This window comes from Nostoc sp. JL31, from assembly GCF_017114965.1.
Classification (GTDB): domain Bacteria; phylum Cyanobacteriota; class Cyanobacteriia; order Cyanobacteriales; family Nostocaceae; genus Nostoc; species Nostoc punctiforme_A.
This window is the reverse complement of record NZ_JABXKO010000036.1, coordinates 107,423-117,648: the sequence shown is the minus strand read 5'-3', so window position 1 is coordinate 117,648 and position 10,226 is coordinate 107,423. Positions and strand designations below refer to the sequence as shown.

The window sequence follows — 10,226 nt, the reverse complement described above, 5'->3', positions numbered from 1 at the left end:
CATTTACGTCATTTTCAAAAATACAGCATTTACGAGTGCACCTGCGGAATGTGGGATATAATGCTAAGGACTATCACTTAGAAGAAATCGCTGTTAATTATAGTTTTAGTTACAAATCTTTTGAAATTTGAATATCAAAAATATGATATTGAAATATTCATACAGCCATTGCATACTCAAAAATCAAAATCAGCCCAGTCGTTAAATAAGGCACTCCACTGAAGAGAAATGAGAAAAGAAACAGAAACTGGTGTTCAGCCTAGAGCAACGACTCAGCAAAGAATTGTCTATTTATCTCATCAGTTAGACACTTGGCGGAGTTTGGCAACTACTAAATGCAGTAAGCACAGTTTCAGCTTTCGGTGCGGCTTGTTAATTCTGCCTGCGGTCTGGATTTTAACTGCAAATGGACTGAGAGCTAGAGCTAATATTTTTACACCGGACTCGGTTCAAAATAGCAGTCAGTTAGAGTTACAAATAGTACAGGAAACAGAATCTACTCCAGCAACCAACCCGCAACCAGAGATACCACAACGCATTCGGGTTCGCAAAATTCAGGTTGTAGGTAGCACAGTTTTTCAGGAAAATGACTTTAATCCAGTAGTGAAACCGTTTGAAGGACGGGACTTAACTTTAGAAGAAATCAGACAAGCCGCAGATGCTGTTACTCAGCTTTACCTAAATAAAGGCTATATAAATTCCAGAGCAATTCCAGACACTCAAAAATCTAGTATTGCAGATGGTGTTGTGGTAATTCGGGTGTTGGAAGGGCGTTTGACAGAGATTGATATCCAAGGGACGCGACGATTAAACCCATCTTATATTCGTAGTCGCATCCAACTAGGTGCTGGTATTCCTCTCAATACTGTTAAGCTCGAAGAACAACTGAAATTGTTGCGACTCGATCCCTTATTTACCAATGTAGAAGCGAGTTTGCGTCCAACGGGTAAAGTTGCTCAAAGTATTCTCGTTGTCAGAGTTGAAGAGGCAAAAACTTTAATTGGTAGTTTGGGTGTGGATAATTATTCGCCTCCCAGTATTGGAGCGGAAAGATTGGGTGTTGAATTGCGATCGCGCAATTTAACTGGTATGGGAGATGAGTTAGCTGGCTCCTATTACCATACACTCTCTGGTGGTTCCGATGCCTTTGATTTTAGTTATCAGGTTCCCGTGAACGCCATGAACGGCAAAGTGCAGATTCGAGCCGCATTTAATCGCAACGAAATTACTGAGCCACCCTTTGATGCCTTTGAAATTCGGGCAAACCAGGATCTTTATGAAATCAATTATCGTCAGCCATTGATGCGATCGCCCAAAGAAGAATTTGCCCTATCTTTAGGATTTACCTATCAAGATGGTCAAACCTTCCTTTTTGATAACCTCGCAACCCCCTTTGGCATTGGGCCTGATGCCAATGGCGTTAGCCGCACCAGTGTAATTAAATTTGGTCAAGATTATATCAGGCGCGAACCTCAAGGAGCTTGGTTTTTGCGATCGCAATTTAATTTTGGCGTTGATATATTAGATGCAACTATCAACAATGACCCCATACCCGATGGTCGCTTTTTCAGTTGGCTAGGTCAAATACAGCGCGTGCAGCAACTGGGCAACGATCATCTATTGCTTATCCAAGCAGACTTACAGCTTACACCAGATAGCCTTTTACCTTCGCAGCAATTTGTGATTGGCGGTGGACAATCGGTAAGGGGATATCGCCAAAATATCCGTTCTGGGGATAATGGATTTCGGGTAGCGATCGAAGATCGGTTTACAGTCCAGCGTAATGAATCTGGATTCTCTACAATTCAACTTGCGCCATTTCTAGACATGGGAGCCGTCTGGAATCAGTCTGATAACCCCAATCCGCTACCCAATCAAACTTTTTTAGTGGGCGCAGGCTTAGGATTATTATGGAATCAGGCAATGGGAATTGATAATCTTTTTTTGCGGCTCGATTATGGATTTCCATTTATCGATCTGAGCGATCGCGGTAATAACGCTCAGGATGATGGCTTTTACTTTAGCCTTCGCTATCAACCCTAGCTAAGGGACTTTCAGTTAAAAAAACATCCCATCCCTGCGAGACGCTCCGCGTTCGCGTAAGCGTCCCGCAGGGTACGTAGGGGCGCAAGACCTTCATTGGTGTCAAATTAAGCTAAAAGCCTTGTCAAATCTCGTTTCCAGCCTCTGGGCTAGAAATGCACTTCAATTGCGGCTCTGCCGCCAGCAAGGGAGGCGGCAGCCCCAAGGACGGCATTCCCAGTCGGAGACTGGGAACGAGACAACGAGACAATATCTAAAAGCTTTTTCTAGGCTGGCTTTCACGTTAAGTTGACACCTATGCAAGGCTTTGCGCCCCTACAAATCTACAAATAATTTGGGATAATTTATTTTTTGTCAGTCCCTAAAGACTATGGTAATCATAATTAATTCTGCGGGCATGATATTATTTGAGCCGCATTTAAGCAAGTTGAGTTTAATCAGCAAAATGCTATTTCACTTACTCCTTAGACTTCTTGCAGAAGTCGAGAAAAGGGGAATAGGGTAAAGGCTTTGTATTTTCCCCTTCCCCTTTAACCTTTTCCCTTTTCCCACGAGAGTGCAAAACGCACTTTTGCAAGAGGTCTCTTTTCGTGTTTTCCACAAGCAATATGCCATTTTACTTACTCCTTTTGGTAGATGAGGCAATTATTTCAGTATTTTCCACAGTTAATTACCTGTTCTTCTGCCTTATCCTAATATCTGGGCTAAAAAATAAACTCCTTACTTCAGGAATTTTAATTTTATCCTGTGTATATACACACAGAGAGAAATTATAGTTTATAAATTTAAGAAAGAATTAGAGAGAGAAAACTTATGACACAACCTAACTCACAAGACAAAAACAGCTTTCTTTACCCTCGTAGCCGATATTATGGGAAATTTCAGCCAGAGAACTTAATGTTTAATGCTAACCTCCAAGAATTCTCTCAAAAAATTAGTTACATCACTTGCCTAGAAACTGGGGGAAAATTGTCTCAGGAAGAGGCTTACCAGCAAATTAAGTCACTCTGGAAAGAGTTGAAATATAGCAAAAAACAACTCTCTATTGGCGGAAATACAGAAATTTAAACTAATGGGAAGGAGGTATTGGAAATTTTTATTAAATCCATTGCAAAAATACTATTGCAAAAATACTTGAACAGCTAGAGACTCAAGCCTTTAGCTAATAACTCAATTCGGTTGAAACAGACTAAAACTAATCTGATTAGCTAGTTTTAAACAAATTGAGTTATTGGCCCGAAAAGAAATTTTCGGGCTATTTTTTGGCTTTTGCAAGAAGTCTTCTTTTTCGTCATGTTAATTCTAGTATTTACAGGTAACAAGTAATAGACGCGAAATTTTGCGTATCTACATTCTTTTTCGTCAGATGTCTAGTTAATTACCTTCTAGCAAAGTCCAGAAATAGCCATCTGGTGCGATAAAGGAGAAACTTGTCTCGCCAAATTCATTACTAATAACGTCTGTAACTTTTTGTGCAGTACTCGCCTTGATGCGATCGCAATATTCCTGTATTCCTTTAACCCGATAGGTATATAAAGACACACCGAAGCTACCTGGTTGGGTCGCTTCAAAGCGTGATTCTAAATTAATAAATTCTGGAAATCGAACGATATAAAGTCTACCACTACGTGTAGCCATCAGGTCAGACTTAGAAGAACGAGGATCGTCAAAGGTAGTGACAATAAACTTTTCACCAGGATTAAGGTCAAAAATATCTTTACCTGCTGGCGAAGATTCATAGCTAGTTTCGACATCATCCCGCACACGTAGCAAACCCAAAACTTCTTCATAAAACTTCAGGGTTTCTTTGCTGTCATCTTGAACAATAATCCCCATGTGCGTAAACTGACTAGTCTTGAGTGCCGCATTCTGGTTAACTTGTCCGTAATGCGGTAGTGTATAGCCAAACCGTTGAAACAAAACTTGTCTAGCTAAGGGTTGCAGCAGCAACATTTCTCGCACACCAACTGCTGGCTCAAGAAAAGGGCGGCTTTTTCTATCTTTGTTGTAGATGACTTCCCAATAAGGGCTAGAGTATCTAATAGGGAAACCTGCTGCCTTTGCATCCTCTATATGATTTAAAATACTCAAGACATCCGTAGTTAAACTTGTTGCCCAGCGATTTCCCTTAATTTTCATTGACGCTATTCCCAAACCTTCATTGGTGGGATTTTGCCAAACCATCAGCCGAATCAAACCATGATCTGCATTTTGGTGGTAGAGGCGAATTGAGCGTAAAGACGAATTCACCCCATATAATTGATGGGCTACATCTGTGGTTAATTCACCCGCTTCAGCAATGCGATAGCCAAATTGCTCCCAATAGTGAATTGCAGAAATTGGCTCTGGAATGCCGATGCAGACTTCATAGATACCTTCAATAGCGGTTTGTTGTTCGTGAGTCATAATCAGTGCTGAGTTAGGAATAGAGATGCGATGAATCAGAGACGCGATGAATCGCGTCTGTACAAGAAAGAGTATTGAGTAGAGATGCGATTCATCGCGTCTGTGTTTACAAAAGTATCTCAGAAAGAATCTGGAAAACAACAACCTTTTTTTGTAGCTTATGATGTACTTACAAAAGTGAGATATCTAATATATAAAGTTCAAAGTTCTTCTGATTACACGTAATTAGCGATCGCAATCAAATTTTTCAACAGGAGTTAAGCTATGACGCAGCGACTGACTCAAGAGCAATTATCACAAATAGTTACAGAAGTAGAAGGTCTGCAATTGCGTCGGGAAGCGGAACTAGATCAACAGCAGGTGAGAGAAATTTTACAGGAGTTGAATTTACCGCCAGAGTTACTAGATGAAGCGCTGATTCAGTTAAATCGCCGCCAAGCACTGGAAGTACAACAACGCCGGAATCGATGGATTAGCTCTGGAGTGGTGGTAATTGTAGTGGTTGCGATCGCATCTACAATATTTTTCATGCAGCAGCAAAGTTCTACACTTTCTCGTGTTTCTGCTCAACAAGACCGCATCACTTTGACACAAGATAATGGCGGCGACTTAAAGACAATTTCTCGCCAAACTAATCCAGAAGTATTGTATCGTGTCACCTTAAAGGATGCTCCTTTGGGTAAAAAGCTGGCTCTTTCTTGTAATTGGATTAACCCAAGTGGTCAAATTGTCAAGCAAAACAACTATCAAACCCGCGAGATTAATACGTCTGTCTGGGATACCCAGTGTCGCTACACTATTAACCCGGCTGCAACTGTTGGCAATTGGCAGGTGCAGATGTTTCTAGAAGGTCGGCAGATTAGCGATGCAACCTTTGAAGTTAAATAGTCCAGATGGTTATCCCGCATCACTTTCTTGGCTATTGGGGTTACGGCGCTCAACAGGAGTTGGAAGCGCTGTTAACTAGTGTTGTGGAAAACCTCTCTCCAAACCTCTCCCCTACAAGGGGAGAGGCTTTGAATTTTCCCCCTTCCCTAGTAGGGAAGGGGGTTAGGGGGTTAGGTCTGAAAAGTCAGTTTTCTGCACAGGAAAATTATTCTCCTCCCATCTGGAATGTTGTTCATATAGGAATTCATGGCACTCCCCCACTGCAACAAAATCAAATTGCTGCCGTCTCCGCATCAGGATTATTTAGTTCACTCGATGCTTGGGTAAGTCTCCAAGAAAACAACTGCCTAATTTTGGGAAGAGAACCTTTCGGAAAAGTGCCTTTGTATTGGACTCAGCAAGGACAAATAATTTGGTTTGCATCCCAACTGCAATTACTTTTACCGATTTTGCAACAGTCAGAAGTTAGCATTCCTGGATTATATGGCTATAGCTGTTTTTCTTACGTTCCTACACCCTTAACTCCTATTAATGGAGTGTTTGCAGTGACGGCGGGAACTGAATTAGTTTGGCAGAGCGATCGCCAATCAGGTATTCTGAAAACACCAGAATCTAAAAAAATCCACTCGTGGCGGGAAGCGCCAGAACAGTTAACAGACGAAGCTACAGCAATTACTGAATTGCAAACTCTCCTTAAAAACTCCATTGAGCGACAAATTGCCGATTTAAAGGATGAGCCTGTCGGGGTGTTTCTCTCTGGCGGACTCGATTCTTCAGTGGTGGCGGCGCTGCTGGTACAAGCAGGGGTGAAAGTCCGCGCCTACACTTTAGATTTTGGTAACGCAGGGATTCCAGAATATCCCTACTCTGAACAAGTCGCCCAGTTTCTCAAAATTCCACTTGTTAAAGTTGCAGTAACCCCCAGTTCCATCAAGAATGCGCTAATTCCGACTGTGCAAGCATTAGATTTACCCTTTGGCGATGGCGTGTGTGTGCCGTTGTATCTCCTGTCAGAGAGAGCGAGTCAGGAAACTCAGGTAATTTTTAACGGCGAAGGTGGAGATCAATTGTTTGCCGGTTGGACAAACAAACCTTTAATTGCCGCAGGTGTTTATCAAGCAGAAAATCTCGCCGTACAAGAAACTTTTATCCAGCAATATCTCCGCACCTTCCACCGTCTTGGGGGATACGAATCTCAAGTTTATCAGCCGGAGGTTTATGCACAGATCCAAAATTTGCATCCTGAAGATTGGCTATTGGCGGCTTTAGATCGCAATGAATGCCCATCTTTGCTGCATCGCCTCCGCCGTGCTGGTTTGATGCTCAAAGGAGCGCAGAATATCCATCCCCGTGCGACTGCATTGGGGTTTGCTCATGGTTTATGGGTGCGATCGCCTTTTTGTGATTTACCTCTAGCTGAATGGACATTCCGCCTATCTGGAGAACTCTGTTTGCAGGGTGCTTGTGAAAAATATATCCTCAAACGGGCTGTAGAAAATTGGCTGCCACCCGAAATTGTCTGGCGACAAAAACGGGGTATGAGGGTTCCCTTAACTTCTTGGTGTTTAAATGATTTTTGGCATCAACTCGGCATTTGGCTCAATCCAGAAAGACTTCGCGCTCACAATCATTTTTATCCTCACATTGCGGCACAAATCGTTGAAGGGAAACTAGGAGCAGCTATTCAAGGGCGTCGGATTGGTGAAACACTCTGGTTACTAATTATGTGGCAACTTTGGCGATCGCACGTTTTAAATGAAGAACTAAGTAAACAATCCTGGGATCATCCCTTTTGGTTACATCGTTGGCTATGGAGAAATTACAAGCGATGGCAAGATTAGATAAAAGTGAGGAGTTGGGAGTTAGGAGTGAGGAGTTAGGAGTTAGGAGTGAGCAATTAATCTCCTCATCTCCCCCATTCTCCAAGGAATTTGCCGAGGAGTTACTGAATAACTACGGTTCTCCGCTTTATGTTTATAATGGCGATCGCTTGCGCGAAACTATTGAGCGGATTACCAAAGCAGTCAGCTATCCGCGCACGCAATTTCGGTTTGCCAGTGTTACTAATGGCAACATTGCGCTGTTAAAAATTTTTCGTTCCTTTGGGTGGGGACTTCACGCCAATACGCCAGGAGATATTTATTTAGGATTGCAAGCTGGTTTCGATCCGAGTGAGATTGTTTATAGCGGCAGTAATTTGAATCAAGCTGAGATGATACAAGTCTTGAATTGGGGAGTTACAACTCTCAATTTTGATAGCCTCGCTCAATTACAGTTGTGCTGCGAAGTTTTGCCTAGACGCAGAGAGAAATCTATCCGGCTGGGTTTACGCCTTAATTTGCCGGAAATTACCGGAGATAGCCGTATTGGTGTACGTCCAGAGGAATTTGGTGATGCGATCGCTTTAACTGGTGAGGTGGGATTAAAGCTGAGTGGTTTACACTTCTATCGAGGGACGGGAACTAACGCCACAGCCGCTTTTACCCAAGCGATCGATAAGGTAATCGCTATTGCACAAAAGTTACCAGATTGGGAATATTTAGATTTTGGTGGTGGCTTTGGCTATCCCTATCACCACAACAAAACAGCCTTTGACTGGGAAATATTTGGGGCTGAGTTAACCGAGAGAATTACTCGTTTAGGACGGAAAATTGATTTGGTAATTGAACCGGGACGAAGTGCGATCGCTGGATGTGCAACTTTGCTTGCTCAAGTTATTTCTGTAAAATGGCAAGGAGAAAAACAGATTGTTGGAGTTGATACCACCGTTGCTAATCTTTCAGTACCCTCAGTACACGGCGGCTACCGAGAAATTATCACTTGGAAACAAGCAGACAATCCATTCACAACTGATATTTGTGGTAACACCACATATTCAAGAGATTATCTGGGGAAAAATTGCCAACTACCAGTTTTAGAAATTGGTGATATCGTTGCCATTTTAGATGTCGGTGCTTATGGTTATGCAATGTCTTCTCACTTTTTACATCGTCCCAAACCTGCGGAAGTTTTGCTAGAAAATGACACACATCGCTTGATTCGTCGGCGGGAAGAATATAATGTTTTGCTAACAAATCAGGTGCTAGATAACTAACAATTAATAACTAACATCAAACAATCATTATGAAATGTATTAACTGCGGAACTGACAATAAACTAAAAGACCGGACAGCTAATCAAGGTCGGTGTATAAAATGCAATCATCCCTTTGCCTTTGAACCGACTAGTATGGGCAATATTAAGATAACTGACCCGATGTTTGCAAAACTTATATCTGACATCTCTGCTCAGGGTACATTATTTTTTACGCCCAAACAACTGCTTTATTTTTTAGATAATCGCGTCAGACGCAATCCATTTAACCTGTCTAGTAACTTTGGTTGTTTTTATCTCTTTTTTAGTATTTGGGCACCCGGTTTTATTGGCGGGATACTTTCAGGTGTATTAGGCTCTAACTCTTTTGTGATTGTACTATTTATATATAACTTAATCTGGGTTGTTTATTTATTTAAAAATACCACTTCTAGTAAACTTAATAATCAAGGAAGAAAGTCAAGTGCCAGAAAATTGCAGGTTTTAGGTTTAATAATTCTGGTAGGAGGAATATTAATCAGTATATTTATATTAAATTCATTTATTGCATTTGCTGTTGCAGTAATAATTGGCATGGTTTCATTGTACTTAGGAAATAGACAGCTAAATCAGATTGGAGTAGCGCAAGAATTTTTACTTTCACAATCTCAGGTAAAAGATTGGCTAAATCGTTGGCAGCAAATCAATGGTTCAATTCTCAAAATTCTTCCTTCACCAAAGCAGGAAAATACACCAGCCACGGTTAATCCTGATGTAACAGCTTACAGTTTTGATAGATTAGTCGTTTGTGATACTGCTAGTATTGCTCAACTATTAATTACTAATAATTTTCACTTTGAAAATAACTGTGCAATTCTCAGCATTACTGGATATCCCCAAAGCATTTTTGACACCACAATGCAAATGCTGCGCCGCAATCCCGATTTGAAAGTCTATGCAATACATGATTGCAATCCACGAGGAATTGCTTTAGTTCATAATTTGAGAACCAATGCTAATTGGTTTATCAATAGCGAGATTGCGATTATTGATATTGGATTAACACCACGTCAAATTATCGCTACGAAGCGCGGAATGTTCATTCAATCCTCTCCAGAGTCGGCACAAGCAGCTAAACAATTGCCTGAAGAAATACGTCAAAGTTTAGCTGCTGAAGAATTAACATGGTTAGAATCTGGAAAGTTTGTGGAATTGGAATCTTTCACTCCCCAAAGAATAATTAAAGTTCTACAAAAGGGTATTGCTGGTAGCCAAAGTTTAGAAAGTGATGACAGCAGCTTGCTTTTAGTAGGCGATACAGGAAATGATATGTACGTTGTTGAAAGTTTTGGTTAGTATTCTCATTTCAATTTTAGGGATAATTCATGACTTGCTCTTACACGAATAAAGCGTAGTTTCACATAAAATTAGATTTATTCAATTCGTTGGTTTAACCAAGCTTCTAAATCAGAAATAGCTGAAAAGTCTAACAAAGCCTCTCCTAACGCCTCCAATTGTTCAATAGATAAGCCTTGAACTCGCTCAATAGTAGATGAATCAATCTCACCAAAACGACGATTTAATAGACGTATAATTAGACGTTGTTCGCCTTGTTGTACAGCTTGTTCCCGATCTTGTTCCCGATCTTGTTGATAAAGTGGTTTTAATCGCATAATTAACTCCCGATCGTCTTCTTCTGAATTTTGATTAACTTGCAAGTTTTGCCGCAAGTTATAAAGTAATTCTAGCGTTGCTCTGCGAAATGGATGATTTGATGATAGTGCTTCTAATTCATCTATGGCTATTCGTACTTTGTT

General features: G+C 41.1%; 7 protein-coding genes and 1 pseudogene. 6 read left to right on the top strand and 2 right to left on the bottom strand.

All coding sequences use genetic code 11. The features are described from left to right. The first annotated feature begins 228 nt into the window (after positions 1-228). Positions 229-2,043, top strand: a complete 1,815-nt coding sequence (locus HWQ43_RS08270) for a ShlB/FhaC/HecB family hemolysin secretion/activation protein (protein WP_292732042.1) — start codon at positions 229-231, stop codon at positions 2,041-2,043. Positions 2,044-2,856: 813 nt separating this feature from the next. Further along, positions 2,857-3,111, top strand: coding sequence for a hypothetical protein (locus tag HWQ43_RS08265; protein ID WP_292732041.1), 255 nt, complete (start codon positions 2,857-2,859; stop codon positions 3,109-3,111). 306 nt (positions 3,112-3,417) lie between these two features. Here the strand turns inward: HWQ43_RS08265 and HWQ43_RS08260 are convergent, their stop codons facing one another. Beyond that, positions 3,418-4,449, bottom strand: coding sequence for a VOC family protein (locus HWQ43_RS08260; protein WP_292732040.1), 1,032 nt, complete (start codon positions 4,447-4,449; stop codon positions 3,418-3,420). 264 nt (positions 4,450-4,713) lie between these two features. Between HWQ43_RS08260 and HWQ43_RS08255 the strand changes: the two genes are divergently transcribed. Genes HWQ43_RS08255 through HWQ43_RS08240 form a run of 4 tightly spaced genes read left to right on the top strand, consistent with a single transcriptional unit; the run spans position 4,714 to position 9,765 of the window. Then, complete coding sequence (locus tag HWQ43_RS08255; protein WP_292732039.1) at positions 4,714-5,337, top strand: DUF3859 domain-containing protein; 624 nt, start codon at positions 4,714-4,716, stop codon at positions 5,335-5,337. 5 nt (positions 5,338-5,342) lie between these two features. Next, positions 5,343-7,178, top strand: a complete 1,836-nt coding sequence (locus HWQ43_RS08250; protein ID WP_292732038.1) for an asparagine synthetase B — start codon at positions 5,343-5,345, stop codon at positions 7,176-7,178. After that, positions 7,148-8,431, top strand: a complete 1,284-nt coding sequence (locus HWQ43_RS08245) for a decarboxylase (protein ID WP_292732037.1) — start codon at positions 7,148-7,150, stop codon at positions 8,429-8,431. The genes HWQ43_RS08250 and HWQ43_RS08245 overlap by 31 nt, the downstream gene beginning before the upstream one ends. Positions 8,432-8,460: 29 nt before the next feature. Beyond that, positions 8,461-9,765 carry a hypothetical protein gene (locus HWQ43_RS08240; protein ID WP_292732036.1) on the top strand — a complete coding sequence of 435 codons (1,305 nt, stop codon included), beginning with the start codon at positions 8,461-8,463 and terminating at the stop codon, positions 9,763-9,765. A 77-nt stretch (positions 9,766-9,842) separates the two neighbouring features. Here HWQ43_RS08240 and HWQ43_RS08235 read toward each other — a convergent pair. Next, positions 9,843-10,220, bottom strand: a pseudogene (locus HWQ43_RS08235) (DUF4351 domain-containing protein); the annotation flags it as partial. Positions 10,221-10,226 lie beyond the last annotated feature (6 nt).